Source organism: Kitasatospora herbaricolor (assembly GCF_030813695.1).
GTDB lineage: Bacteria > Actinomycetota > Actinomycetes > Streptomycetales > Streptomycetaceae > Kitasatospora > Kitasatospora herbaricolor.
This window is the reverse complement of sequence record NZ_JAUSVA010000002.1, coordinates 1,763,832-1,789,499: the sequence shown is the minus strand read 5'-3', so window position 1 is coordinate 1,789,499 and position 25,668 is coordinate 1,763,832. Positions and strand designations below refer to the sequence as shown.

At 75.7% G+C, this 25,668-nt stretch carries 24 protein-coding genes; 10 read left to right on the top strand and 14 right to left on the bottom strand.

The features are described 5' to 3' along the window. Window positions 1-79 precede the first annotated feature (79 nt). Both J2S46_RS08175 and J2S46_RS08170 read left to right on the top strand, forming a co-directional pair. Complete coding sequence (locus J2S46_RS08175) at window positions 80-796, top strand: ArsR/SmtB family transcription factor (RefSeq protein ID WP_191292054.1); 717 nt, start codon at window positions 80-82, stop codon at window positions 794-796. Continuing rightward, entirely contained in the window at window positions 793-2,121 is a 1,329-nt protein-coding gene (locus tag J2S46_RS08170; protein WP_191292053.1) for an MFS transporter, read from the top strand. The genes J2S46_RS08175 and J2S46_RS08170 overlap by 4 nt, the downstream gene beginning before the upstream one ends. 93 nt (window positions 2,122-2,214) lie before the next feature. Here the strand turns inward: J2S46_RS08170 and J2S46_RS08165 are convergent, their stop codons facing one another. The 3 genes from J2S46_RS08165 to J2S46_RS08155 all read right to left on the bottom strand — a co-directional run bounded on the left by J2S46_RS08165 (window position 2,215) and on the right by J2S46_RS08155 (window position 6,199). Further along, window positions 2,215-3,051: an SAM-dependent methyltransferase gene (locus J2S46_RS08165; protein ID WP_191292052.1), complete on the bottom strand. Its 837-nt coding sequence runs from the start codon at window positions 3,049-3,051 to the stop codon at window positions 2,215-2,217. 273 nt (window positions 3,052-3,324) lie between these two features. Continuing rightward, window positions 3,325-4,680, bottom strand: a complete 1,356-nt coding sequence (locus J2S46_RS08160; RefSeq protein ID WP_191292051.1) for a glycoside hydrolase family 16 protein — start codon at window positions 4,678-4,680, stop codon at window positions 3,325-3,327. Window positions 4,681-5,023: 343 nt separating this feature from the next. Next, complete coding sequence (locus J2S46_RS08155; protein ID WP_229913025.1) at window positions 5,024-6,199, bottom strand: FHA domain-containing protein; 1,176 nt, start codon at window positions 6,197-6,199, stop codon at window positions 5,024-5,026. Window positions 6,200-6,409: 210 nt separating this feature from the next. Between J2S46_RS08155 and J2S46_RS08150 the strand changes: the two genes are divergently transcribed. Together J2S46_RS08150 and J2S46_RS08145 are read left to right on the top strand one after the other, a co-directional pair. Then, entirely contained in the window at window positions 6,410-8,380 is a 1,971-nt protein-coding gene (locus tag J2S46_RS08150) for a serine/threonine-protein kinase (protein ID WP_191292049.1), read from the top strand. 57 nt (window positions 8,381-8,437) lie between these two features. Continuing rightward, window positions 8,438-9,877: a phytoene desaturase family protein gene (locus tag J2S46_RS08145; protein ID WP_191292048.1), complete on the top strand. Its 1,440-nt coding sequence runs from the start codon at window positions 8,438-8,440 to the stop codon at window positions 9,875-9,877. Here the strand turns inward: J2S46_RS08145 and J2S46_RS08140 are convergent. Then, on the bottom strand, window positions 9,828-10,523 hold the full coding sequence (locus tag J2S46_RS08140) for a DUF6629 family protein (protein ID WP_191292047.1): 696 nt from the start codon (window positions 10,521-10,523) through the stop codon (window positions 9,828-9,830). The genes J2S46_RS08145 and J2S46_RS08140 overlap by 50 nt on opposite strands. 116 nt (window positions 10,524-10,639) lie before the next feature. Then, window positions 10,640-11,632, bottom strand: coding sequence for a DMT family transporter (locus J2S46_RS08135; protein ID WP_229913024.1), 993 nt, complete (start codon window positions 11,630-11,632; stop codon window positions 10,640-10,642). Window positions 11,633-11,863: 231 nt separating this feature from the next. Here J2S46_RS08135 and J2S46_RS08130 point away from each other — a divergent pair, with 231 nt between their 5' ends. Beyond that, a complete protein-coding gene (locus J2S46_RS08130) occupies window positions 11,864-12,127 on the top strand; it encodes a dsRBD fold-containing protein (RefSeq protein WP_073927261.1) in 264 nt (87 codons plus the stop codon). 136 nt (window positions 12,128-12,263) lie between these two features. Here the strand turns inward: J2S46_RS08130 and J2S46_RS08125 are convergent, their stop codons facing one another. The 3 genes from J2S46_RS08125 to J2S46_RS08115 form a co-directional block, all read right to left on the bottom strand. Next, window positions 12,264-14,300, bottom strand: coding sequence for a PTS fructose transporter subunit IIABC (locus J2S46_RS08125; protein WP_191292045.1), 2,037 nt, complete (start codon window positions 14,298-14,300; stop codon window positions 12,264-12,266). 110 nt (window positions 14,301-14,410) lie between these two features. Continuing rightward, complete coding sequence (pfkB, locus tag J2S46_RS08120; protein WP_191292044.1) at window positions 14,411-15,355, bottom strand: 1-phosphofructokinase; 945 nt, start codon at window positions 15,353-15,355, stop codon at window positions 14,411-14,413. Beyond that, on the bottom strand, window positions 15,352-16,113 hold the full coding sequence (locus J2S46_RS08115; RefSeq protein ID WP_191292043.1) for a DeoR/GlpR family DNA-binding transcription regulator: 762 nt from the start codon (window positions 16,111-16,113) through the stop codon (window positions 15,352-15,354). The genes pfkB and J2S46_RS08115 overlap by 4 nt, the downstream gene beginning before the upstream one ends. A 373-nt stretch (window positions 16,114-16,486) precedes the next feature. Here J2S46_RS08115 and J2S46_RS08110 point away from each other — a divergent pair, with 373 nt between their 5' ends. From J2S46_RS08110 to J2S46_RS08090, 5 genes are all read left to right on the top strand, one after another. Further along, complete coding sequence (locus tag J2S46_RS08110) at window positions 16,487-16,771, top strand: HPr family phosphocarrier protein (protein ID WP_191292042.1); 285 nt, start codon at window positions 16,487-16,489, stop codon at window positions 16,769-16,771. A gap of 46 nt (window positions 16,772-16,817) precedes the next feature. Next, window positions 16,818-17,291: an HD domain-containing protein gene (locus J2S46_RS08105; protein ID WP_191292041.1), complete on the top strand. Its 474-nt coding sequence runs from the start codon at window positions 16,818-16,820 to the stop codon at window positions 17,289-17,291. A gap of 216 nt (window positions 17,292-17,507) precedes the next feature. Further along, window positions 17,508-18,500, top strand: coding sequence for a LacI family DNA-binding transcriptional regulator (locus J2S46_RS08100; RefSeq protein WP_191292105.1), 993 nt, complete (start codon window positions 17,508-17,510; stop codon window positions 18,498-18,500). 218 nt (window positions 18,501-18,718) lie between these two features. Continuing rightward, window positions 18,719-19,204, top strand: a complete 486-nt coding sequence (locus J2S46_RS08095; RefSeq protein WP_191292040.1) for a DUF2975 domain-containing protein — start codon at window positions 18,719-18,721, stop codon at window positions 19,202-19,204. Beyond that, entirely contained in the window at window positions 19,204-19,425 is a 222-nt protein-coding gene (locus tag J2S46_RS08090; RefSeq protein WP_190212959.1) for a helix-turn-helix domain-containing protein, read from the top strand. The genes J2S46_RS08095 and J2S46_RS08090 overlap by 1 nt, the downstream gene beginning before the upstream one ends. A 51-nt stretch (window positions 19,426-19,476) precedes the next feature. Here J2S46_RS08090 and J2S46_RS08085 read toward each other — a convergent pair whose 3' ends face one another. The 6 genes from J2S46_RS08085 to mmsB form a co-directional block, all read right to left on the bottom strand. Continuing rightward, a complete protein-coding gene (locus tag J2S46_RS08085; protein ID WP_191292039.1) occupies window positions 19,477-20,403 on the bottom strand; it encodes a DUF2797 domain-containing protein in 927 nt (308 codons plus the stop codon). A 56-nt stretch (window positions 20,404-20,459) separates the two neighbouring features. Then, on the bottom strand, window positions 20,460-20,585 hold the full coding sequence (locus J2S46_RS08080) for a hypothetical protein (protein WP_268255716.1): 126 nt from the start codon (window positions 20,583-20,585) through the stop codon (window positions 20,460-20,462). After that, entirely contained in the window at window positions 20,585-20,767 is a 183-nt protein-coding gene (locus J2S46_RS08075; protein WP_191292038.1) for a hypothetical protein, read from the bottom strand. Before J2S46_RS08075 ends, J2S46_RS08080 begins: the two co-directional genes overlap by 1 nt. Next, on the bottom strand, window positions 20,764-21,921 hold the full coding sequence (locus J2S46_RS08070; protein ID WP_191292037.1) for a hypothetical protein: 1,158 nt from the start codon (window positions 21,919-21,921) through the stop codon (window positions 20,764-20,766). The genes J2S46_RS08075 and J2S46_RS08070 overlap by 4 nt, the downstream gene beginning before the upstream one ends. A 244-nt stretch (window positions 21,922-22,165) precedes the next feature. Next, complete coding sequence (locus J2S46_RS08065; RefSeq protein ID WP_191292036.1) at window positions 22,166-24,265, bottom strand: ricin-type beta-trefoil lectin domain protein; 2,100 nt, start codon at window positions 24,263-24,265, stop codon at window positions 22,166-22,168. 156 nt (window positions 24,266-24,421) lie between these two features. Next, window positions 24,422-25,666, bottom strand: coding sequence for a multiple monosaccharide ABC transporter permease (mmsB, locus tag J2S46_RS08060; protein ID WP_191292035.1), 1,245 nt, complete (start codon window positions 25,664-25,666; stop codon window positions 24,422-24,424). Between the last annotated feature and the right edge of the window lie 2 nt (window positions 25,667-25,668).

The window sequence follows — 25,668 nt, the reverse complement described above, 5'->3', positions numbered from 1 at the left end:
CCGCTTCGGCGGACCGGGCCTGCCCGCGGACCGCAAAGAGATTTTTGCAAAGAACTCTTTGCGGTTTAGGATTCCGGGCATGACAGACGAAGAAGCCGGCCTGCCCGCCGGGCCGCCGCGGCCCGAGGGAGCCGTGGTTCTCGACGCCAAGGGCCTGCGGGCGCTGGCCCATCCCGTCCGGGTCCAGCTGGTCGGGCTGCTGCGGACGCACGGACCGTCCACCGCGACCCGGCTCGCCGAGCGGATGGGCCTCACCTCCGGCGCCACCAGCTACCACCTGCGCCAGCTCGCCGCCGCCGGCTTCGTCGCCGAGGACACCGGGCGCGGGAACGCTCGGGAGCGCTGGTGGCACGCCGTCCACCGGAGCACCTGGTTCACCGACATGGGCCTCGCCGACCAGGAGCCCGAGGCCGCCCTCGGCTACCTGCAGTCGATCGTCACCGCGCACACGCGGACGGCGCAGCGGGCCCTGGGCGCGCTCCCCGCGATGCCCCGCCCCTGGCGGGACGTGTTCGACCTCAACGACTGGGCGCTGCGGCTGACACCCGAGGAGGCCACCCGGCTCGGGGCGGAACTCGTCGAACTCGTCGGCCGGTACCGGCAGGCCGGGCCGCAGGACAGCACCGCCGAGCAGGACGGCACCGGCCGGGTGTCGGTGATCGTCCAGCTGCTGCCGGAGCCGACCGAGGGGCCCGGGCCCGGCGCCGCCCCCGCGACCCCGGACGTGACCCCCGACGCCACCGCGGACCCTGCCGCCGACCCCGGCACCCCCGCCGGCCCCCTGGAGGACCGATGACCGCCGGCCACCCCGCGGCCGCCGGCATACCCGGCCGGGGCCGGACCCGGCCGCTGGCCGGACTGCTGGCGGCGCTGGCCGTCTCGCTGACCGGCACCCGGGTCTCGGCCATCGCACTGCCCTGGTTCGTCCTGGCCACCACCGGCAGCGCCACCCGGACGGGCCTGGTCGCGTTCTGCGAGATGACCCCGTACGTCCTGGTCAAGGCCTTCTCCGGGCCGGTGGTGGACCGGCTCGGGCCGCGCGTCGTCTCCTGGAGCACCGATGCGGTCAGCGCCGTCGCGGTGGGTCTCGTGCCGCTGCTGCACAGCCAGGGGCTGCTCTCCTTCTGGGCGCTGCTCGGCCTGGTCGCGGTGGTCGGCGCGGTGCGCGGGCCTGGCGACCTGGCCAAGGAGGTGATGATCCCCGAGGCGGCCGAACGCAGCCGGGTTCCGCTGGAACGGGCCACCGGGCTGAGCGGGGTGACCGAGCGGCTCGCCTCGACGATCGGGCCGGCGGCCGGCGGCGCGCTGGTGGCGCTCCTCGGGCCGATGTCCGGACTGGTGGTCAACGCGGTGGCCTTCGGCCTGGGTTCGGTGATCATCGCGATCGCGCTGCCGAAGGGCATGGGCCGCGCCACCGACCTGCCGCGACTGCCCGAGGGGGAGTCCGAGCCGGGCTACTGGCGGCGCTTCGGCGAGGGTTTCACCTTCCTGCGCGGGGAGCCCTTGCTGCTGGCCGTGATCATCATGGTCGGCGTCACCAACGTGCTGGACGCGGGCTTCATGACCGTCCTGGTGCCGGTCTGGGCCAAGGAGTCCGGGCAGGGCCCGGCCGGGATCGGCCTGGTCAGCAGTGCGTTCGGGATCGCGGCGGTGGCGGGCAGCCTGATCGCGGCGGCCGTGGCGCACCGGATGCGGCGCCGCGCGGTGTTCTTCGCGGGCTTCCTGCTGGCCGGCGCACCGCGCTTCCTGGTGCTGGCCTCCGGCTCGCCGATGTGGGTGGTGCTGGCGGTCTTCGCGGTGGGCGGCTTCGGCTCCGGGTTCCTCAACCCGATCCTCGGCGCGATCTCCTTCGAGCGGGTGCCGGCCAGGCTGCTGGGCCGGGTCCGGGCGCTGGGCGACTCGCTCGCCTGGGCGGGGATCCCGTTCGGCGGGCTGCTCGCGGGCGCGGCGGTGACGGCCGTGGGCCTGTCCCCGGCGCTGCTGGCGGCCGGCGCCGCGTACTTCCTCACCACCAACCTGACCGGCCTGCGCCCGGAGTGGCGGGAGATGGACCGCCTGCGCGGCCGCGGGCGGGCGGCGGACCCGGACGCGCCCACCGCGGCGGCCGCCCCCGCCGGCTGAACCGGGCCGCCGCCGCGGGCCGGGCCGGGGCGCGGGGCCGGCATCGTCCGCCCCCGCGCCCACCCGGGCGGCCCACCGCCGGGCCCCGGTCGGTCAGGACTTGCGGGCGACGGCCCCGTAGCCCGGGGTCCACGCCTCGGCGGCCTCCGGGTTCTCCGGGCGCCACTTCGGCGGAGCGACCAGGCCCGGTTCGACCAGCTCGACGCCTTCGAAGAACCGCAGCACCTCGGCGTACGGACGCGGGCTGACCTGGGCGGCGGCCTTCTGGTAGGCGGCCTTGCCGGCGACCGAGTGCTCCGGCGGGTCGAAGTCGCCGGTGGCGTGCGAGAGGATCAGGAAGCTGCCGGGGGCGAGCGCGTCCAGCAGGGTGCGGACGATGCCGTGCGGGTCCTGCTCGTCGTCGACGAAGTGCAGGACGGCGACCAGCATCAGCGCGACCGGCTGGTCGAGGTCGATCGCCTCGCGGACCCGCGGGTCGGTGAGGATCGACTTCGGGTCGCGCAGGTCGGCCTGCAGCACGGTGGTGGCGCCGTGGCCCGGGCCCGCCATCAGCGCGCGGGCGTGGGCCAGCACGATCGGGTCGTTGTCGATGTAGACGACCTTCACGGCGGGATCGACCTGCTGGGCGATCTCGTGGGTGTTTCCCGCCGTCGGGATGCCGGTGCCGATGTCCAGGAACTGGGTGATCCCCTCACCCGCCACGTACCGCACGGCGCGCTGCAGGAAGGCCCGGTTGGCGCGGGCGGCCGAGGGGGTCGCCGGGGCGAAGGCCAGCACCTGCTCGGCGGCGGCCCGGTCGGCGGGGAAGTGGTCCTTGCCGCCGAGGAAGTAGTTGTATATCCGGGCCGGGTGCGGGATGTCGGGCCGCAGATCGCTGGGCGGGCGGAAGTCCTCCGCCGTTCCGTCCATCCATGAGGTGTTCTCGGCCATGGCTGCCTCCGCGCTCCTTGATCACTCCCGGTCGGGATCAGGATAGGGGTGCCGGGCCCGGCGCGCGACGGCCGGTCCCGCCCCTTGGTCACGGCAACCGGCCTGACCTGCACCCGATGTGACACGCAGTCCGCTTCCGGTGCCCGGCGACCGGCGGGGCCGGCCCGCCGTACGGGCCCGGACACGGCCGTCCCGCCGGACCCGGCCCGTCACGTGGACGAGCGGGTACGGCGGGACGGGTGGCCGGCGGACGGGCCGCCGGGGCCGGGTCGGTCAGTGCTGCCAGACCCGGACGTAGTCGACCTGCATGTCGGCGGGGGCCACGATCTGGCCGCCTTCCGGGCTGACCGCGTTGTTGAGGATCAGGTACTGCGGCGAGGAGCTGATGCCGGACGTGATCTGGCCGACCTGCTTGCCGTCGTAGAAGTACGTGACCGAGCCCGGCTTCCACTCCGCGCCGTAGGTGTGCCAGCCGGAGTAGTTGCCCGGGGTGCAGCCGCCAGGGCCGCCGGAGGGCGAGTGGTAGTGGTAACAGGCGTCGCCGCCCAGGCCCTCCATGATGTCCATCTCACCGTCGGTGGGCCAGTTCTGGCCGTCGGTCCAGAAGGCCGGCCAGTTGGCGATCGTGCTGCCGGCGGCCGGCAGGTAGATCCGGGCCTCGAAGGCGCCGTAGGTGAACTGGGCCTTGCCGTTGGACTGCACCATGCCGGAGCGGTACGGGTAGGTCTTGCCGTTCGCGACCGTGTCCTGCTTGGCGGTGGTCAGGTGCAGCGAGCCGCCGCCGACGCTCACCTGGGACGGGGCGTAGGCCGCCGTCTCCGAGCCGGTGACCGGGGGCGTGGTGCAGGTCGGGCAGCCGAGCCAGTTGGGGGTCCACTTGGAGCTGTCCAGGCTGCTGCTGTTGAACTCGTCCGCGAAGACCGGGCGCCAGCTGCCGGCGATGCCGAGCGGGCCGCCGCCGGCGGGCGAGGAGGTGGCGCTCGGGGTCGGCGTCGGGGTCAGGGTGGGGGTCGGGGTGGGCGTCGCCGTGGGGGTCGGCTGCGCCGTCGGCGACGGGGTGAGGGTCGGCGAGGGGCTCGGCTTCGGGGTCGCCGTGGCGGTCGGGCTGGGCGTCGCCGTCGCGCTGGGCGTGGGCTTCGGCGTGGCCGTCGGTGTCGGCGTGCTGGTCGGCGTCGGGGCGGGCGCGACGGCGCCCGAGGTGAAGGTGCCGACCGGGGTCAGGTTCTTCCAGACGCCGCCGGCCTTGTAGGCCACGAAGTACGTGTACTTGCCGGCCGGGAAGGTCCGGCTGTCGGGCTTGAACGTCGTCTGCGAGGTGCCCAGGGTGGTCTGGATCGCCCCGGGGAAGTCGTAGTTGGCGCCGTTGGCCGCCCGTACGGCGACGGTCAGGCTCTGCAGGCTGATCCGCTTGCCGGCGTGGACCTTGGCGGTCGCGGTCACCGGGGCGGTGGCCGACGGCGTGTCCGTGGAGAGTGTCAGGGAGTCGACGACCACGGGGAGCGTGGCGGCCTGGGACTGGACCGCCCAGACGGCGGCACCGGTGGCCACGGTCGCGGTGGCGAGCCCGGCGGCGGCCGCGCGCTTCCAGGCGGCCGGCTTGCTGCGGCGGTGTTTCGCGTGATTGAGCATGCGGTGGGGGAACCTTTCCTACCCCCCCTCAACGTGGCAGGCCCCACCCGCGGCAGGAGCGGATGAGAGCCCGATGAAGGTGGAGCCTGCGGTAAGCAGCCGGTCCGGCGCAACCGTCGAAATTGGCATATGCCGCCCGTCGGGCGGCTCGTTCGCCGACAAAGTGCCTGGTCGGAGCGGGTGCCGGTAGTGTCGTGCGGGCCGATGTGACCTCCGGCACAGGTGAGACACCCCACAGCCCGCGCCGCCCGCCGCAAGGGCCCCGACAGGGCCCGGGTCCCGCGTGCGGGCCGCCGCCCGGCCGCTGTCCGCACCGGCCCCGCCGGCCGCGCGGCGGGGCCGGTCAGGGCAGCGGCCGGCCCGGCACCCGGGTGGGGCCGGAGGCGTACGTCGGCGGCGGGGTCCGGCCGGCCGCGGCGCGCCAGACGTCGGACAGCTCGGCGGGGAAGAGCCGGCCGCTGCGCACCAGGACCACCCCGGGCGCGAGCTCCAGTTCGTCCCCGGGCCGGAACCCCTGCTCGGTCCGCGGGGGCAGCGGCTGCCAGAGCCCGAGCCGCCCGCGCCGGTCGGCCCGCCGGATCCGGGTGCCGTAGGTGCTGACGTCCTCGACCCGGACGGTGCCCTGCCGCACCGAGACGCCGAGGTGCCGGCGGCTGACCCGGGCCGCGCGCTCGGCCGGGAGCAGGGCGTGCAGCGCGATGCCGTCGGCGCCCGGGCTGCGCCCGACCACGGTCAGGGAGCCCTCGTCCAGCGTGTAGCGGGCCACGCAGACGCCGTCGAGCACCGCCTTGAGCTGAGCCGCCCCGGTGCGGGGGCCGGCCTCCAGCAGCGCCGTGCCGTGCAGTTCGCAGGTGGGCACCCCGCGCCGCATCCGCGGCAGCAGGATCCGCCCGCCGCTGCGGGTGTCGTAGAGCGAGCAGCGCCGCTCGGGGCAGCTCCAGGAGCGCCGGACCACCTCGGCCAGCGGGGTCCGGCGGGCGTCCAGCAGGCCCTGCTTCTTCAGGGCGTCGAGCTCCAGCCGGCGGGAGATCTCCACCGCGCTGCGGTGGCCCATGTCCAGCGGGACGAGCACCACCACGCCGGGCCCGGGCAGCCGGCCGTGCCGCCGCTCGGGCTTGAGGAACTGCCAGGTGTTGCCCTGGAGCCAGGGGTGTTCGTCCCGGTAGGAGGCGTAGTGGTCGCCGGTGACCACCCGGGTGCCGGTCATCCCGGCGATCTCCAGCACCCGTTCGTCGGCGTCGCCGACCTCCTCCACCAGGCCCTCCGCGACCCAGTGCCGCAGCAGCCGGACGTCCTCGGGATCGCCGAACTCCCGTGCCCCGGCGAGCAGGCTGCGGTCGGCCACCAGGTAGAGCGTCACCCCGGGGTCCCCGGTGAGCGTGACCAGCGCCTTGACGACCAGCTCCAGCCGGTGCAGGGAGCGGGCGGCCGTCCCGCCGAGCGCGGTGTCCCGGACGATGTTGGAGAGGTCCACCAGGTAGTCGGCCCGGTCCGCCGAGGCTGTCAGGTGCTTCTCCACCGCGTCTCCAACCGTTCGCCGACGATGCGTCATGCCGGGCCCGGACGGCGGACCGCCGGTCACAGCGCACTGTACGCCGCCCGGTCCGCGGCCGGGGCGTCCTCCGGCCGGACCGGCCGGCCACCGGGTCCGGGAATCCGCTGCCGCCGTCGGTGCGGCCCAGTAGCATCACTCTGCGATCAGACCGGGGAGGGCGATCACATCAACGGCATGGGCGACGCAAGGTACTTGAAACCGCTGGGGCCCGACGACCCGCAGGAGCTGGCGGGTTATCCCCTGCTGGCCCGGCTGGGGGCGGGCGGGATGGGGGTGGTGTACCTCTCCTACACCCGTGGCCGCCAGCCCGTCGCGCTCAAGGTGATCCGCAACGAGTACACCCTGGACGAGGAGTTCCGCCGGCGCTTCCAGCACGAGGTGCGGGCCGCCCGTCAGGTGTCGGGCTACCACATCGTGCCGGTGGTGGATCACGACACCACGGGTGAACGGCCCTGGCTGGCCTCCTCCTTCGTGGCCGGCCTGGCCCTGGACGAGGCCCTCGACGAGGGCGGCCCGCTGCCGGTGGCCACCACCCTGCAGCTGGTCGGCGCGGTGGCGGAGGCGCTGCGGGCCATCCACGCGGCCGGGGTGATCCACCGTGACCTCAAGCCGAGCAACATCCTGCTCGGCGCCGACGGGCCCTGGGTGATCGACTTCGGCATCGCCCGGGCCGCCGACGCGACCAAACTCACCCGCAGCGGCGGGCTGATCGGCACCCCGGAGTTCATGTCGCCGGAGCACGCCGGCGGGGAGCCGCTGACGCCGGCGAGCGACATCTTCTCGCTCGCCCTGGTCGCGGCGGTGGCCGCCACCGGCCGGCACCCGTACGGCAGCGGCGGCACCATCACGCTGGTGGCGAAGATCGTCAACACCGCCTTCCGGCCGCCGGAGCTCGGCGGGTACCCGGAGCCGCTGCGGGGCATCCTGGAGCGCTGCCTGGCCGCCGACCCGGCGGACCGGCCGACCGCGGGCGAGCTGGCCGCGCTCTGCGCGGAGGCGGTCGGCCAGGTGCCGCACGACTTCGCCGGCTGGCTCCCCGAGCCGGTGCTGGCCGAGATCGCCCGCCGGGCCGGAACCGCACGGGAGGCCCAGGCCGCGGCCGTCCGGGCGGACACCCCCGGGGGCGTCCCGCTGGACACGCCCGCGGACGCACCGGTCACGCTCCCCCCTGCGAGCGTCCCGTCGGTCGCTTCGCCGAGCGCCCCGGCGCAGCCCGGGCCGTCCGGGAGCGCGCCCTCGACGGGCTCACCGCGGACCGGCCCGCACGCGACGGTCCCGCCGCCGGCCCACCCGCCGCAGCCCGGGCCGCCCGCCCACCCGCCGCAGCGGCAGACGCCGGACCGTCCCGCTGCGCCGCCGCGACAGCCGGCGCCGCAGTACGAGGCCCCGCAGCACCAGGTACCGCCGTACCAGGCCCCGGCGCCCGCCTACCAGCAGCAGCCCGGGCCGTACCCGCCTCCGTACCCCGGCGGTCCCGTCCCGCCGGTCGCCGGGCCGGCCGGGGTGTCGCCGGCCCCCGGGGGGAAGCGGAAGGTCCGGCTGGCGACGGCCGCCGTGGTGGCGGCGGTGGTCGCGATCTCGGCCGTGGGCTGGATCGTGAGCCAGGGGGACAAGGGCGGCGACCCGTCCGCCCGGGAGACCAAGGCCCCCGCGGCGGGCGCGAGCACCGCCGGCACCGGCGGCCAGCCATCGCCCGGCGGGGACGGCAAGCCCGGCGGGGACGCGGCGAAGCCCGTCACCTACACGCTCAAGTTCCAGGACAAGCCGCTGACCGTCAACGGCTCCGGCCACTCGCTCTACACCACGGTCGACTTCGACGCGCCCAAGGTGAGGAGCGGCCAGGACGTGTACGAGGAGGAGTGGGAGTACTTCCAGGCCGCCGACAAGAGCGAGCTGGTCTTCGAGGAGGGCACCGGCAAGAGCGCCGGCCGCACCCCCGAGCAGTGCCGGGAGGCCGCCGACGGCGCCCCGCTGCGCAGCCCCGTCACGATGAAGCAGCTGCCCACCGTGATGCCCGTCGGCTCCCTGCTGTGCACCGTCACCACCAAGGGCGACCTCGCCATGCTGGAGATCACCGCGCTCAACCCGACCGACGAGTTCTACGAGATCGTCGGCAGGCTGACGGTCTGGTCCCTGCCCGGCTGACCACCTCGTGGCGGCCCCGCCGGGAAGGCCGGCCGGGGGTCTGCGACGATGCGGAGCATGGACGCAGCTCGTACGGGTGAGGCGATCGTGGTGGGCTCCGGCCCCAACGGGCTGGCGGCGGCGTTGGTGCTGGCCCGGGCGGGGATCGCCGTCACCGTGCTGGAGGCCGAGGACGAGATCGGCGGCGGCACCCGGTCGGGCGAGCTGACCGTACCCGGCGTCCTGCACGACCACTGCTCGGCGGTGCACCCGCTGGGCGCCGGCTCGCCGTTCCTTCGCTCGGCCGGCCTGGAGAAGTACGGCGTCGAGTGGTGCCGGGCCGAGATCGACCTGGCCCACCCGCTGGACGGGGCCCCGGCCGGCGTGGTGGTCCGCCCGGTCGACCGGACGGCGGCGGGGCTCGGGGCGGACGGCCCGGCCTGGCAGCGGCTGTTCGGGCCACTGACCGCCGGGTTCGACGAGCTGGCCGAGGACGTCCTGCGGCCCGCCCTCCGGTTGCCCCGGCACCCGTCGCGGACTGCGGGCTTCGGACTGCGCGCGCTCCCGCCCGCCGACCTGACGGCCCGGCGCTTCCGTACCGACCAGGCCCGGGCGCTGTTCGCCGGTGCCGCCGCGCACGCCATGCGGCCGCTGAACCGCCCGATGACCTCGGCCTTCGCCCTGATGCTGCTCACCGCCGGGCACCGGTTCGGCTGGCCGGTGGCCCGGGGCGGCTCCCGGACCGTCACGGACGCCTTGGCGGCCGCGCTCCGGGAGTTCGGCGGCAGGATCGAGACGGGTGTGCGGGTCCGCTCGCTCGACGAGCTCCCGCCGGTCGCCACCGTGCTGCTCGACGTGGCGCCCGGCGCGGCCGCGGACATCTGCGGGGAGCTGATGCCCGCCCGGATCCGGCGCGCCTACCGGCGCTGGCAGCACGGGCCCGGCGCCTTCAAGCTGGACCTCGCCGTCGAGGGCGGCGTGCCGTGGAGCGACGAGGCCTGCCGCCGGGCCGGCACCGTGCACCTGGGCGGCACCCTGGAGGAGATCGCCTTCGCCGAGCGGGAGGTGCACCGCGGCCGGATGCCCGAGCGCCCGTTCGTCCTGGTCTCGCAGCAGTACCTCGCCGACCCCGGCCGCTCGGCCGGCGACGTGCACCCGGTCTGGGTGTACGCGCACGTGCCGCACGGCTACCAGGGCGACGCCACCGGGGCCGTGCTGGACCAGATGGAGCGCTTCGCGCCCGGCCTCCGGGAGCGGATCGTCGGCCTGGCCGGCCGTTCGCCGGCCGGGATGGAGCGGCACAACGCCAACTACGTCGGGGGTGACATCGGCACCGGCGCCAACACGCTGCGGCAGACCCTGCTGCGGCCGCGGGCCGCGCTCGACCCCTACCGCACCGGGGTCCCGGGGGTCTACCTGTGCTCGGCCGCGACGCCGCCCGGCGGCGGGGTGCACGGGATGTGCGGGTTCAACGCGGCCCGCTCCGCCCTGCGCGGCCTGGCACGCGCCGGGAGCTGAGCAGGGCCGCCCCGGGCCGGCCGTCCTGTCGCACCCACCACAGCAGCACCACGCTGACCAGCGCGGCCAGCGCGCACCAGGCGGAGGCGAAGGCCAGCCGCCAGAGCAGTACGCCCGCCAGCGCGCCGGCGCCGGTCAGCACGCCGAGCAGCCGCAGCACCCGGTCGCCGCTCAGCAGCAGCGAGCCCACCGTGGCGAGCAGGTACCCGGCGATCAGCACCGGCGCGTAGGGGACGCCGACCGCGTACGACAGCGCGTGCCCGTCGGCCTCGGCGGTGACGGGGTGCGTCGCGACGGCCACCGCCAGCGCCGCCGCGACCATGACCCCGAGGACGGCGAGGGCCGTGCGCCGCCCGCGCCCGGGTGCGCCGGGGACGGCGCGCAGGACGCCGACCGGTACCAGGGCGGGCAGCAGCGGCAGGGCGATCACCGCCCAGGCGGTGCGGGCCCACTGCGCGGGCCCGGGCCCGATCCGGCCGTCGACGCCGAGCCAGACCGCCGACTCGATCAGCTGGTGCACCCCCAGCAGCAGCGGGAGGGCGGCCAGCGGCAGCTGTCCGGCCCGCCGGACCTGCGTCAGGCAGGCCAGGCCGAAGCCGCTGACGACGACGCCCGCCACCAGGTCGGCCTCGGCGCTCCAGCACATCGGGGGCCTCCATGGTGGTGGTGACTTTCGCTGCGGTGATGCTCGCTGTGGTGACGGTCGCTGCGGTGATGCTCGCCGTGGTGATGCTCGCCGTGGTGACGGGGCCGGCCGGGCGGTCAGCTGCCGGGGCCGGTGCCCGGGCCGGAGCCGTTGCCGCCGCCCGCCCCCGGGCCGGAGCCGGGCCCGGGCCCGGAATCGGCACCGGGACCGGCCCCGGCCCCGGGATCGGCACCGTGGCGGTGCAGTGGGCCGTGGCGATGGCCGGAGCCGGGCATGGCCGGGTGACGGCCGATCACCACCACCCCGACCACGATGCAGACCAGCCCGGCGGCCTCCCAGGCCAGCGCCGCGGGCGTGACCCGTAACCGGTCACCGAGGAAGGCCACCGCGCAGGCGATCCCGGTGAGCGGCTGGGCCGCCGTCAGCGCGGGCAGGGACATCCGCAGCGGCGCGGCCTCGAAGGCGCTCTGCACCAGCAGCAGCCCCACCACACCGGCGGCCAGCACCGCGTACGGCTCCCAGGTGCGCAGCACCTCGCCGAGCCCGTGATGGTCCAGCCGCTGCGCGACCGTCCGGGTCAAGGCGTCCTGCAGGCCGTACAGCAGGCCCGCGGCCAGCGCGAGCAGGGTGGCCTCCTCCAGCAGCGGCATCCGGCGGGCGGTCGACACCAGCAGCAGGGTCAGCCCGACCACGATGCCCACCGTCAGCCAGTGCCGCAGCGCGCCCGCCTCCGTCCCGCCGCCCTGCGGTTTGCCGGCCACGATGAACATCGTCACGCCGGCGGCCAGCAGCAGCACCCCGCACCAGCCGGAGCGGCCGAGCGACTGGCGGGTCAGGACCCGGGCCAGTGCCATCGCGAAGAGCAGGTTGGTGGCCAGCAGCGGTTCGACCAGCGAGACCTCGCCCTTGTCCAGCGCGAGCGCGCTCAGGGCCAGCCCGCTGACCATGAAAGCGGTGCCCAGCAGCCACTGCGGCATCCGCATCAGGTCCAGCAGCAGCCGCCAGTGCAGCAGGTCGGAGCGCGGTGCGCGCTGGGCCGCCTGTTGCTGGAGGACGAACCCGAGACCCAGGCAGCAGGCCGCGCCGACAGCCAGGAGGAAGACCACCACGGAGGACCACCCAAAGGTCTGGTGGCTGCGCCGCATCCGAGCCGGTCCGGCCGGTCCGGTGCCACGGCGCGCTGCCGCCAGCCTACCGCCGGGGGCCTGGCCGGGGCCGGTCCACCGACGGCGCGCGCGTCGCGCGTCGCGCCCTCCCGCCAGGCTTGCAGCCGGGCCCCGCGCGGGCGCACGCTGGTGGGAGCGGGTGCGACGAGGGGGGTCTGCGCCAGGAGGTGCGGCATGCACAACCAGTGGGATGTGGAGCTGAGTTTCGAGGAGGACGGGGTGCACACCGAGTGCGAGGCCAGACTGGTCGGCGCGCGGGCGCCGGGTCTGAACGCCCACGGTGAGTCCGTCCGCAGCGCCGACGACCGGCCGCTGGCCCGGATCGGCGAGGAGATGGCGGCCGCCCGAGCGCTGGAGGAACTCTCCCGCAAGCTGCGCAGCCAGGTCGTCGGCGAGATCGACGACGAGGGGCACCGGCCCGCCTACCTGATCTACTGACGGATCCGCCGACCCGACCGGAGGAGCGCGGGGGCGCGGCCCGGCGGCCACGCCCCCGGTCAGGCCCGCCCCGGCCGGAACCGCACCCGATCAGGCCCCCGACCGGAACCGCACCGGGCCCCGGACGGCCGGCGGGTCAGACGCCCGCCGGGACGCTCCCCCGCTCCGGGACACCCGCCGGGGCCTTGCCGCGGATGCCCTTCAGCACCAGCACCAGCACCGCCGTGACCAGGGTGCCGGCCGCGATCGCCAGCACGTACAGGACGGGGTCGCCGATCAGCGGCAGCACCCAGATGCCACCGTGCGGGGCCCGCAGGGTGGACCCGAAGGCCATCACCAGGCCGCCGGCGGTCATGCTGCCGGCGATCGCGGCGGGGATCACCCGGAGCGGGTCGGCGGCGGCGAAGGGGATCGCGCCCTCGGTGATGAAGGAGGCCCCGAGGACCCAGGCCGCCTTGCCGTTCTCCCGCTCCTCCCGGGTGAAGAGCCGGGCCCGCAGCGTGGTGGCGAGCGCCATCCCCAGCGGCGGGGTCATGCCGGCCGCCATCACCGCGGCCATCACCTTGAGGCTGCCGGCGTCCGGGGTGGAGCCGGCCGTGGTGAGCGCGCCCGCGGCGAAGGTGTAGGCCACCTTGTTGAGCGGGCCGCCCAGGTCGAAGGCCATCATCGCGCCCAGCAGGATGCCCAGCAGGATCGCGTTGGTGCCGGAGAGGCCGTTCAGCCAGTCCGTCAGCCCGCTCATCACCGAGGCGATCGGCGAGCCCACCACCACGAACATCAGGAAGCCGATCGCCGCGACCGACACCAGCGGGATCACCACCACCGGCATGATCCCCCGGATCGCCTTCGGCACCCGCCAGCGCCCCATCCAGAGCACCAGGAAGCCGGAGGCCAGTCCGGACACCAGACCGCCGAGGAAGCCCGCGCCGACCGTCACCGAGATCGCGCCGCCGACGATGCCCGGCGTCAGGGCCGGCCGGTCGGCGACGGCGTACGCGATGTAGCCGGAGAGGATCGGCACCAGGAAGCCGAAGGCGGCCGAGCCGGCCTGGAAGAGCATCGCGGCCCAGCTCTGCTGGGAGGTCCAGTCGAAGTGGCCGACCACGGAGGGCGCGGACGAGATCTCGTACCCGCCGATCGCGAAGCCGAGCGCGATCAGCAGTCCGCCCGCCGCCACGAACGGGATCATGTAGCTGACGCCGGTCATCAGGTACTGCCGGAGCCGGCTGCCCCAGTGGTCCTCCCGCCGGGCCGCGGCCGGTCCGCCGCCGGCGCCCGCGTGGGCCTTCGCGCCGCCCGGCGCGGGGCCGCCCGGCGCGCCGGCCCGGGCGGCCCCGAGCGCCCGGGCGACCAGCTCGTCGGCCCGGTTGACGCCCGCCTTCACGCCCACGTCCACGGTGGGCTTGCCGGCGAACCGGCCGCGGTCCCTGACCTCCACGTCGTGCGCGAGGATCACCGCGTCCGCCGCCGCGATCACCTCGGGGGCGAGCGGGGTGGAGCCGGCCGAGCCCTGGGTCTCCACCTGGATCTCGGCGCCGGCCCGGGCGGCGGCCTGTTCCAGGGCCTGGGCGGCCATGTACGTGTGGGCGATGCCGGTCGGGCAGGAGGTCACGGCGACCAGGCGGGGCCGTGGCCCGGCCCCGGTCGTGGCGGTGGCGGTGCCGGGTGCGGCGCCCGCGGCCGGCGCGGCATCGGGGGCGGGGGCGGGGGCCGTCGGGGTGTCCTCGCCGTTCACCAGGGCGGCGACGGCGGTCGGGTCGGTGGCGGCCCGCAGGGCGCCGGTGAACTCCGGGTCCGTCAGTCGGCGGGCCAGCGCGGCCAGGATCCGCAGGTGGTCGTCGTCCGCGCCGTCCGGTGCCGCGATCATGAAGACCAGGTCGGCCGGGCGGCCGTCGGGGGCGTCGAAGTCCAGGCCCCGCGCGCTGCGCCCGAAGGCCAGGCTGGGCCGGGTGACGTGCGCCGACCGGCAGTGCGGGATGCCGATGCCCTCGCCCATGCCGGTCGGCGCCTGGGCCTCGCGGGCGGCGACGTCGGCGAGGAAGCCGTCGAGGTCGGTGATCCGGCCCTCGGCGAGCAGCCGCTGGGCGAGCGAGCGCAGGGCTTCGGTCTTCTCCTCGGGGGCGAGGTAGAGGTCGACGAGCGGGGGAGTGATCAGTCTGCCGGAGTCGTGCATGGTGGTGGTCCTTCAGCGGTCGGTGCCTGGTGGTTCCCGTTGCCCCCTGGTCCGTCCCGGCCGTGGTCCGCACACGGCCGGTGTCTGCGGGTCGCGCCTCGGGCGCGCGGTCAGCCGGCCAGCGGCCGCTCCAGCGGCAGGTCGGCGGTGACCGAGACCGCGTCCGGATCGAGGTCGGCCGGGGTCGGCATCGCGCTGCCCGGCAGTCGGACGGCGGCTGCGCCGTGCGCCAGCGCCGCGGCCAGCGCCCCGGGCCCCGAGCCGCCGGCACCGAGGAACCCGGCGAGGGAGGCGTCGCCCGCGCCCACGTCGCTGCGGACGGCGGCGACCGGCGCGGTGCCGAACCAGCTGCCCTCCTCCGAGACCAGCAGCATGCCGTCCGGGCCGAGGCTGGCCAGCACCTGCTGGGCGCCCTGCTTGATCAGGTGGCGGGCCGCCTCGAAGGCGTCGCCGACGCTGGCCACCTCCCGGCCGGCCGCCTCGGCCAGCTCCTCCCGGTTGGGCTTCACCACGTCGGGCCGGGCGCCGAGGACGGCGAGCAGGGCGGGGCCGGAGGTGTCGACCGCCGTCCGGGCGCCGCGGGCGTGCACCCGGACGACCAGTTCGGCGTACCACCCGGGGGCCAGGCCGCGCGGCAGGCTGCCGCAGCAGGCCAGCCAGTCCACCGGGGTGCCGGCGAAGTCCTCGTGGACGGCGGCCAGCAGGGCGGCCGACTCCTGCGCGGTCAGCTCCGGCCCCGACGAGTTGATCTTGGTGAGGGTGCGGTCGCCCTCGACCACGGTGACGTTGGTCCGGGTCTCGCCCCGGACCGGCACGGTCGTCACGTCGATCCCCTGGCGGAGCAGGAGGTCGGAGAGCAGCAGCCCGGAGAAGCCGCCGAGCGGCAGCACGGCCGTGGTCCGGTGGCCGGCGGCGGTCAGCGCGCGGGCCACGTTGACGCCCTTGCCGCCGGGGTCCACCCGCTCGGACGCGGCCCGGTTGACCTCGCCCCGGTGCAGCCGCTCCAGCTCGTAGGTCCGGTCCAGGCTCGGGTTCGGCGTCATGGTGACGATCATGCGCGGATCACCTCCGGTCCCAGGCCCTCGATCTCGGCGGCCTGCTCGTCGGTCAGCCCGGTGTCGGTGACCAGCACGTCGATCTGGCCGAGCGAGGCGAAGCGGGCGAAGTGCCGGGCGCCGTACTTGGCGGAGTCGGCGACCAGCACCACCCGCCTGGCGGCTGCGACCATGGCGCGCTTGACCGCGGCCTCCGCGAGGTCGGGGGTGCTGAGCCCGCCCTCGGCGTCGAAGCCGTTGGTGGCGATCACCGCCAGGTCGGCGTGGATGTCGGCGAGGTCGCGCAGGGCCCAGGCGTCGACGGCGGCCTGGGTGCGGTGCCGCAGCCGTCCGCCGATCAGGTGGAGGGTGAGGCCGGGGTGGTCGGCGAGCCGGGCGGCCACCGGCAGGGCGTTGGTCACCACGTTCAGGGTGCTGTCCGACGGAAGCAGGGCGGCGAGCCGGGAGACGGTGGTGCCGGCGTCGAGCAGCACGCTGCCCTCGGCGGGCAGCAGGGCGAGGGCGGCCCGGGCGATCCGCTCCTTCTCGCCGGCCGCCGTGCTGTCGCGCTCGGCCAGCCCGGGCTCCAGGTGGAGGCTGCCGGCGGGCAGCGCGCCGCCGTGCACCCGGCGCAGCAGCCCGGCCCGGTCCAGTGCGCTGAGGTCGCGCCGGACGGTCTCCTGGGTGACGCCGAACTCCTCGGCGAGCGAGGGTACGTCGACCCTGCCGCGCTGTTGGGCCAGCAGCAGGATCTGTTGCTGCCGCTCCGCTGCATACATGTGGTTTTGAGTCCGTTTCGTGTCCGGTTGCGCCTGATAAACCCAGACGATACGCGCGGTCGGCGGAAAGACAAAGGAAATCGGGCCGTCTCAGAATGCCCGAATCTGTTGACACGATCATGAAATCGGGCGTAGAACCAATCGAAACGCCCTTATCACGGACGTGAAACCACATCCGGACCCGGGTCCGTGCTGTGCCCCCCAGGGGCAGGCCCGGTCGTCACCACGCACCGGAGCCACGTCCCGCGTCCCGCCTCCGGCGCTCGGGAAGCCGCGCCCCGTAGCACCGGCCGCTTGCCCCCGAGGCCCCCGGCCTGTGCCGCCGCCCGACCTGTCGCCGCCCCGCCCGTCGCCACCAGCCCAGGAGGCTCCTGTGCCCCGACTCCTCGTCTCCATCGGTTCGCCCACCGGGCTGCACGCCCGCCCGGCCGCGCTCTTCGTCCGGGCCGCCGCCCGCCAGCCCGTCCGGGTGACCGTCCGCAGGCCCGGCCGGAACCCGGTGGACGCCCGCAGCCTGCTCGCCGTCCTGACCCTCGCGGCCTGCCACGGCGACACCCTGGAGCTCGCCACCGACAGCGACCACGCCCACGCCCAGGCCGCGCTCGACGAACTCGCGGGCCTGCTCGGCAGCGACCTGGACAGCTCGGACGGCCGATGAGCGGGCCCGCCGACGGCCCCCTCGGTCCGGGTCCTAGCATGTCGGGATGGACTTCCTGAGCCTGGCCGAGGTGGAGACGATCGCACGCCGGGCCCACGACGGGCAGGTGGACAAGGCGGGTCGGCCGTACGCCGAGCACCTGGCCGCCGTCGCGGGCGGGGTGCGTGAGCGCGGCGGCAGCGCGGAACAGATCGCCGCGGCCTGGCTGCACGACGCGGTCGAGGACGACGCGCTGACCCAGGAGTGGCTCGACGCGGCGCCGCTCCCGCCGGCGGTCAAGGCGATCGTGGCCGCCCTCGGCAAGCGGCCCGGCGAGGCCCCCGAGGAGTACGCGGCGCGGATCCTGGCCACCCCGGGCGCCCTGCTCGTCAAGCAGGCCGACCTCGCCCACAACTCCGACCCGGTACGGCTGGCCACCCTGGACCGGGCCACCGAGGAGCGGCTCACCGCCAAGTACGCCCGGATGCACCGCCTGCTGGGGCTGACCGGGCCCGCGGACGAACGACGTCCCGCCGGCTGAGCGGGCGGGTGCCCGGCACCCGAGCCGCCGGCACCGGCACCCGAGCCGCCGGCACCTGCGCGCACCGCCCGGTGGCCGCCCGGCACCGGGGCCGGCCGTTGTGAGCGTGAACCAATACACTCCCGTTCGCACTCATGAGAGAGTCGTGGTGCCGAACCGACGAGGGGGCCACGAGTGGCAGCAGGAAGCACCGAGCCCGAGCCGCGCCAGCCCGTGATGGCGGACGTGGCCCGGGTCGCGGGAGTGTCCCACCAGACGGTCTCCCGGGTCCTGAACGGTGCGCCGCACGTCCGGCCCGACACCCGGGACCGGGTGCTGGCCGCGATCCGCGAACTCGACTACCGCCCCAACTCGGCGGCCCGGGCGCTGGTCACCCGGCGTTCGCAGACCCTCGGTGTGGTCAGCTTCGGCAGCGCCCTGTACGGGCCCGCCTCGATGCTCGACAGCATCGAGCAGGCCGCCCGCAGCGCCGGCTACTTCGTGAGCGTCGCCAGCCTCCGCTCGCTCGACAGCCGCTCCGTGCAGGAGGCGGTGGACCGGCTGCGCGACCAGGGCGTCGAGGGGGTCGTCGTCCTCGCCCCGCAGATCTCGGCGGTCAGCGCGGTCGCCAAGCTGACCACCACGGTGCCGGTGGTCGCGATCGGTTCGGGCAGCCGCTCCCGGGTGCCGATGGTCGCGGTGGACAACGAGGCGGGCGCGCTCGCCGCCACCCGCCACCTGCTCGACCTCGGGCACGCCACCGTGCACCACATCGCCGGCCCGGCGGGCTGGCTGGAGACCACCACCCGGCAGGACGGCTGGCGCAAGGCGCTGGAGGCGGCGGGTGCCCGGGTGCCGGCCGTGCTGACCGGCGACTGGAGCTCCCGCTCCGGCTACGAGGCCGGCCTCCGGATCGCGGAGGACCCGCAGGTCAGCGCGGTGTTCTGCGCCAACGACCACATGGCCCTCGGCCTGCTGCGCGCCCTGCACGAGTCCGGCCGGGCCATCCCCGAGGACGTCAGCGTGGTCGGGTTCGACGACATCCCCGAGGCCGCCTACTTCACCCCGCCGCTCACCACCGTCCGCCAGGGCTTCGGCGAACTGGGCCGGCGCGCCCTGGAGCTGCTGGTCGCCGAACTGGGCGGCGCCGGTGGCGCGAGCCCGAGCCATGCCCTGGTCTCCCCGGAGATGGTGCTCCGCCGCAGCACCGGGCCCGCCGCGCAGCGCTAGGGCGGGCCCGGCCGGAGGTCCCCCGCTGCGCGGCAGCGGGGGACCTCCGGCGTGCGTGCTGGAGCAGTGCCGGCGTCGGCGTGATCGGGGCGTTCGCTCGGCTGCTCCCTCCGCAGTGCGAAGCCCCAGCCCACCCCCCTGTTCCACGCTGATTCAACGCTTGCGCCACCTATCGAAAATCGATAGATTCCCATCGCAACTCGATGGAGGGATGGTTCATGGGAAAGCTGACGGTGCGCGCGCTGCGCGCCATTCTCATGCTGGTGCTCGTCGGCACCGTGCTCGTTCAGGTGGGGCTGGGTTGGGCGTTGGCCACCGACCCCGAGGACGGCACGCTCCCGCTCACCGCGCTGCGCCTGATCACGATCCTGGGGCTGGTGTCGGTCCAGGTCGCCGTGGTCTGCGTCTGGAAACTGGTGGCGATGGTGCGACGCGGGACGGTGTTCTCGCACGCCGCCTTCCGCTACGTGGACGGTGTGATCGGCTCGATCGTGGCGGCCGCCCTCGTGTGGTTCACGGTCACCGCCGTCAACGCGCCCGGCCAGCGGGAGGACCCGGGCGTCACCGTGATCATGGCCGGGATCGGCGTGGCCATCCTCGGGGTCGCCCTCGTGGTGCTCGTGCTGCGGATGCTGCTCACCCAGGCCGTCGCGCTGGACGTCGAAGCGGCCCGGATGCAGGCCGAGTTGGACGAGGTGATCTGATGCCGATCACCGTCGACATCGACGTGATGCTGGCCCGGCGCAAGATGTCCGTCGGTGAGCTCGCCGAGCGGGTGGGGATCACTCCCGCCAACCTGGCGGTACTCAAGAACGGCCGGGCCAAGGCGGTGCGCTTCGCGACGCTGGCCGCGCTCTGCGAGGTGCTCAAGTGCCAGCCCGGCGACCTGCTGCGCTGGGAGGCCGAGGACGCCGCGGGGGGATGACGCGCCCCGCGGGGAGCCCGCCCGCGCCCGCCGGCCGTCTCGGGAGGCGGGTCAGAACAGCGACTCCTGCGCGCCCTTGTCCTCCGGACGACGCCGCACGCCCGTCGCCAGCCCCGTGCACGAGGTGGGGCCGGCGGGGGCGAGCGTCCAGCCGGTGAGCAGGCGGGTGTCCAGCAGCAACGGCGGATCCTGCGGCCCGGTGTCGAGGAAGAGGTGCCGGCCGATCGGCGGGCGGAGCGTCCCGGTCAGGGTGGCGCCGTGGTCGAGTGCGGTGACCTCGAGGTAGAGCGGCGGTGCGCCGGCGGCCAGCCCGAACAGCTCCACATGGTCGGCGAGCGGCTCGTCCGTCAGCAGTTCGATCGCGTGGCCCGCCAGCAGGCGCAGCACCGACGTCCGCAGCTCGGCGAGTTCGCGGCGGCGCGTCGCGGCGTCCGGCACCTCCCACCAGCAGGCCGACTTGGTGCGGGTGGTGAGCCGCTCGCGGGCGAGCCCGGCCTGGGCGACGGTGAGTTCGGCCCGTCGGACGCCGGGCAGCGGGCCGCGTCCGACGAAGGTCCAGCCGAGGGCGGCCTGCTCCAGGAGCCGGGTGGTGCCGCGCTGTTCGGCGGTGATGCCGACCTTCACCACCCCAGGCCCGAACCAGGCGAGGTAGAGCCGGTAGGTACGCCCGTTGTCCAGGATCTGGTCCCTGGCGAGGGCGAGCCCGGGGTCGGCGTCCTGGCAGGACTGGCACTGGACGGCCTTGCCGGCGGCCTCGACGACGGCCGTGAACGGGCACGGATGGTGCCCGCTCGAGGTCCGGACCCCGGTGCAGCGGCGCGGGCCGCCCATCAGCCAGCCCACGCGTGTGCCGCTCGCGACGGCCCGGGCGTGCTCCCGGCCGCCGCTCCGGGCGGTGAGCACCGGGCGGCCGTCCTGCCAGCGCAGGCCGGTGGCCGTCCAGCCGGGGGCGGGCGGTGGCGGGGTGGAAGTGGTCACGGTCGGTGAGCGTACGGCCTGCCACTGACACCGGCGGTCGTGGGGGCCCGGGGCGGTCACCCCCGGGCGGCGGCCGCCACGTGCTCGAGGACGCGGTCGGGGCCCGCCATGGCGCCGAACCAGGTGCTGGCGTCCTGCTCGTCCCCGGGCGTCGCGTCCCGCCAGCAGGCGACGACGTTCATCAGGACGTCCTCGCCCCGCTCCAGCGGGGGCAGCGCCCGGCGCAGGCCCCGCCCGCCAGGTACTCCACGCCCCACTTCACGGGCAACGGCCGGGCGTGGACCTCGTGGAAGTGGTCGGCCCAGCGGGACGGCGGACCGGCGCCGCCCGCCGCCGGACGGTCGCCGCCGTGAGCGGCGGTCACAGCCAGGCGATCAGGCGCGGGGTGAGGGGGTTCACCACTCCCTCGGGGGGCATGCCGATCGACCCCACCACGCTCGGCACGGCGCCCGGGGCGAGGTCGAGCCGGTAGAGGACGGTGTGCTCGTCCTCGCTGGCGAGGTAGGCCAGCGAACGGCCGTCGGGGGCGAGTGCGGCGCTGTCGACCCGGTGGAAGTGTGCGGGCGGCAGGAGCGCCGTCGCGGCTTCGAGCCTCCCGCGGTCGGCGCTGAAGGTGAGCAGGTAGAGGTCGTCGCCGCAGAACAGGGTGACGTCACTGGTCCACCCGATCGGGCTGCAGTACGGGGCATGCTCCGAACCCGGCAGGGCCGCGCGGCCGTTGGCGGCGCGGCCGATCAGCACCGGCTCGACGTACTCGGCCGCGTACGAGGAGGCCGGGTCGGTCCGGTGCCAGAGCGAAGGGCCCGTGCCGACCGCAACCGCCCCGTCGGGGGACACCGCGACCTGGTCGGTCTTGCTCTCCAACGGCCGCCGCAGCCAGGGCCGGTCGCCGGCCAGGACGAAGTCGACCCCCGGTGCCGCTCCGTGCGGGGTCGGGGCCGCTCCCGGCGTGCCCAGGTCACGGCTGGTCACCTGCCGGTCGCCGGTGGCGTACCAGAGGACCGAGGTGCCGGGCTGGAACGCCGGCGCGCTGTCGTTACCGGCGGCAGCCGGCTTCGGGCCGTCCACCGGGGTGCCGCCGGGCACGGTGAAGGCCGTCGCTCCGAGGCCGTCGCCGCCGGGGCGGGGAGCGGTGCCGGCGATCAGGGTGAAGTCCGCGTTGAACAGGGCCCGGTCGGCGGCCGCCGTGGTGCTGCGCGGCTGTCCGCACAGGGTGTCGACCGAGCCGCGCTCCGGCAGGGTGACCATCTGCCGGGCGATCCGGGCCCCGTCCGGCATGGACAGCGCCTCGACGGTGATCACGTGCACCTTGCCGTCGGCCGACACCGGGGAGGGCGCGCCGAACCGCTCGCACCAGGCGACGACCACCCGGTCCTTCCCGGCGATCGCCGGGCCCTGCGGGGTGGCGGGCGGCGGGGCCGCCGAGGGGGTTCCGGACACCGTGCTGCCGGCGCAGGCGGAGAGGGTCAGTGCGGCGGCGACCGCCAGGAGCAGGTGTCTGCGGGCACTGCGAAGCATGGAGATCCCCCGGTTCGTCGGTCGACGATCCGCCAATCTAGCAGCGAAGATCATCCGGCCCGGCCCGGCCCGGCCCGGCCCGGCCCGGCCCGGCCCGGCCCGGCCCGGCCCGGCCCGGCCCGGCGTCCGCGGGCGGCCGTTCCGCCCCGGCCCCGGGAGCCTCCCGGGCCTCCGGGAGTCACGGCCCCGGGCCCGGGGGTACGGCACCCCGGCGGCCCACCCCGCCGACGGTGCGGGTGTCGGGCTAGCGGAGCTCCCACCTCTGGCCGGGCGTCCCGTCGCAGCCCCGCAGGTCCAGCGGGGTGCCCTCGTCGGCGCCGCGGCCGGGGTCGTTCAGGCAGAGGCCGGAGAGGCCGTTGCGGATCGTGCCGTCCGGGCGGAGGGACCAGGTCCGTCCGGGGGCGCCGGTGCAGTCGTGGATGACCACCGGCGTGCCGTCCGTGCGGCCGTCGTCGAGCGCCGCCAGGCAGCGGTTGCCGTAGACCACCAGGTCGCCGCGCGGGCCGGCGGTGAAGGTCTGGTTCTGCCCGCCCGTGCAGCCGGCCGGTACGGCCCGGGTGTCGTCGGCGACGGCGTCGCCGGGCAGTTCGGCGCAGCGGGCGGAGCCGGCCCCGACCAGGGCGGTGCCGGCGGTGCCGGGGAGCGGCCGCAGCAGGACGGCGTCCAGGGCCGGGCCCGGGGCGGACGGGCTGTCGAAGCCGAGCGTGTTGGCCGCGCCCTTGGCGAGCGAGAGCAGCACGGAGACGGTCCCCGGCGTGCTCCAGGAGCCGGTGGGCGGGAACGCCACGACGGTCGGGGCCTGTCCGTTCACCCGCAGGGTCGCGGTGCGTGCCAGCGGGTCGCCGTTGACGTACGCGATCTCGGCGAGCGCGATGCCCGCGGTGGCCGCCCCGACGCCGGTCAGGGTGAGTGCCGCGCCGTCGCCGAGCGGCCCGGCCGCCGCCCCGCCGGAGCAGCTCGGACAGGCGGTGCCGGCGGCGGCGCCGGTGCCGGCCTCGGCCTGGTGGCTGCTGCCGGGCGTCTCGGTACCGGCGACGGTCAGCAGGACGGAGCCGCCGGCCGGGACGTTCGCCGTCCAGCCGGTGGCGGGAGTGCCCCGGTCGGCGGCGGCCCAGACCTCGCGGACGGCGGCGGCCCCGCCGGTGAGGCCCAGGTCGGTCCAGCGGACGGTGAGCGGCGCCGCCGCGGCCGTCCGGTTCAGCAGCAGGACGGCGCGCCGGCCGGTGCCGCTCAGCACCTTGGCGTAGACCTGCTGGCCGGCGGTGTCCTCGGCGACCTTGACGCCCTGCAGGCCGCGGGCGTCCTGGTCGATCGCGATCATCTCGGCGTTGGTGAGGGTGGCCCGGGTGGCTGCGGTCATCCGGGTCAGGTCGTTGCCGGCGAGCAGCGGCGCGCCGGCGATCGCCCACAGGCTCAGCTGGGTGCGGTTCTGGGCGTCGGTGAGGCCGTCCATGCCGGCGGTCAGCATGTCGGGGTCGTTGACGAAGCCGGTGTGCTGGGCGGCCGGGTGCAGGCTCCGGTCGAAGTTCGCCAGCGCGGCCCCGGGCGAGGGCCGTTCGCCCCAGTGGACGATGTCGTAGCCGGTGCGCCACATCGCGGCGGTGCCGGCGGCCCAGTTCCACGGCCGGCCGACGCCCCATTCGCAGACCGAGAGCAGCAGCGGGTGCCCGGTGGCGGCGGTGGCCTGGGCGAGGGCGGCGGCGATGCCGCGGTAGGTGCGCTCCGGGTCGAGGTGCTCGGCGTCGCCGCCGCACCAGTCGACCTTGAGGAAGTCGAAGCCCCAGCGCTGGAACCGCAGGGCGTCCTGGAGCTCGTGGCCCTCCATGCCGGTGCCGGGGGCGGCGGGACGGGTGGTGGGGTAGTAGTAGCCGCAGCCGTCGCGGCCGGCGTCGGTGTAGATGCCGGCCTTGAGCCCCTTGCCGTGGATGTAGTCGGCGACGGCGGCCATCCCGCCGGGCCAGCGGACGGGGTCGACGGTCATCTCGCCGTCGGCGTCGCGGGCGCCCTGCCACCAGCCGTCGTCCAGGTTGACGTACCGGTAGCCGGCCCCGGGCAGTCCGGCCGCGACGAAGGCGTCGACCTGCGCCTTGACGGTGGCGAGGTCGATGCTGCTGGCGAAGCTGTTCCAGCTGGCCCAGCCCATCGGGGGCGGCGCGGCGGCCCGGCCGGTGCCGGCGGTGCCGTCCTGCGGGGCGGGCGGCCGGACTTCGAGGGCGACGGGCCGCGGGGCGGGGCCGGCCGTCGGCGCGCCGAGTGCGACTGGGCCGGCGAGGGCGACGGGGCCGGCGAGGGCGAGGCCGAGCGCCAGGGCCCTGACGACGGTCCGGGTGAGCCAGGGGGTCATGCGCGGCACTCCTGGGTGGGGGAGGTGCGCCGTCCGGGGGCCCGGGCGGGCGTCGCGCGGACCGGCTCCGCCCGGCCCACGGCGGACCGGGACCGGACGGGGCACCGCCGGACCGCCGCGGCGGGCGGTCCGGCGGGTGGTGGGACCGACGGTGGGTCAGGACCCGGCCTTGCGCTTGTTGTAGACGTCGAAGCCGACCGCCGCCAGCAGCACCAGGCCCTTGATGACCTGCTGGTAGTCGGTGCCGACCCCGACCAGCGACATGCCGTTGTTGAGCACGCCGAGCACCAGGCCGCCGATCACGGCGCCCAGCACGGTGCCGACGCCGCCGCTGGCCGAGGCGCCGCCGATGAACGCGGCGGCGATCGCCTCCAACTCGAAGTTGATACCGGCCTGCGGGGTCCCGGCGTTGAGGCGCGCCGCGAAGACCATCCCGGCGAGGGCGGCCAGTACGCCCATGTTGACGAACGCGAGGAACACGACCCGCTTGCTCTTGACACCGGAGAGCTTCGCCGCCGGTTCGTTGCCGCCGATCGCGTAGGTGTGGCGGCCGAGGATGGAGTTGCGCATGAGGTAGCCGAAGCCGACCAGCAGTGCCCCCAGGATCAGCAGCACGACCGGGAACCCGTGGTAGCTCGCCAGCAGCAGGGTGAACACCAGCACCGCGGCGGCGATCGCCCCGAGCTTGGCCAGGAAGAAGCCGGTCGGGAGCAGCTCGATCCCGTACCCGGCGGCCTGCCGGCGGCCGCGGACCTCCTGGAGGACGGCCACCACCAGCACGCCGAGCCCCAGCAGCAGGGTCAGGTTGTGGTAGTTGGTGTGCGGGCCCACCTCCGGCAGGAACCCGCTGCTGATCTTCTGGAAGCCCTTGGGGAAGGGCGCCACCGACTGGCCCTGGAGCAGGATCTGGGTGCCGCCGCGGAACAGCAGCATGCCGGCCAGCGTCACGATGAAGGACGGGATGCCGACGTACGCGATCCAGAAGCCCTGCCAGGCCCCGGCGGCGGCGCCGATCAGCAGCGCGGCGACCAGCGCGAGCGGCCACGGCACGTCGTGCCGGACCATCATCACGGCCGCCGCCGCGCCGACGAAGGCGGCCAGCGAGCCGACCGAGAGGTCGATGTGCCCGGAGATGATGACGATCATCATGCCGATGGCGAGGATCAGGATGTAGCTGTTCTGCTGGATCAGGTTGGTGACGTTCAGCGGCATCAGCAGCGTGCCGTCGGTCCAGATCTGGAACAGCACGACGATCAGCGCCAGCGCCAGCAGCATGCCGTACTGCCGGATGTTGCCGTGCAGCGCGCGGGCCAGCAGGGCGCCGACGCCGCCGCCGCTCTTGCCGGGGGCGGGCTCGGGGGCCGCGCTCGGGGAGGGTTGCGTGGTCTCGGTCTGGGCCATGC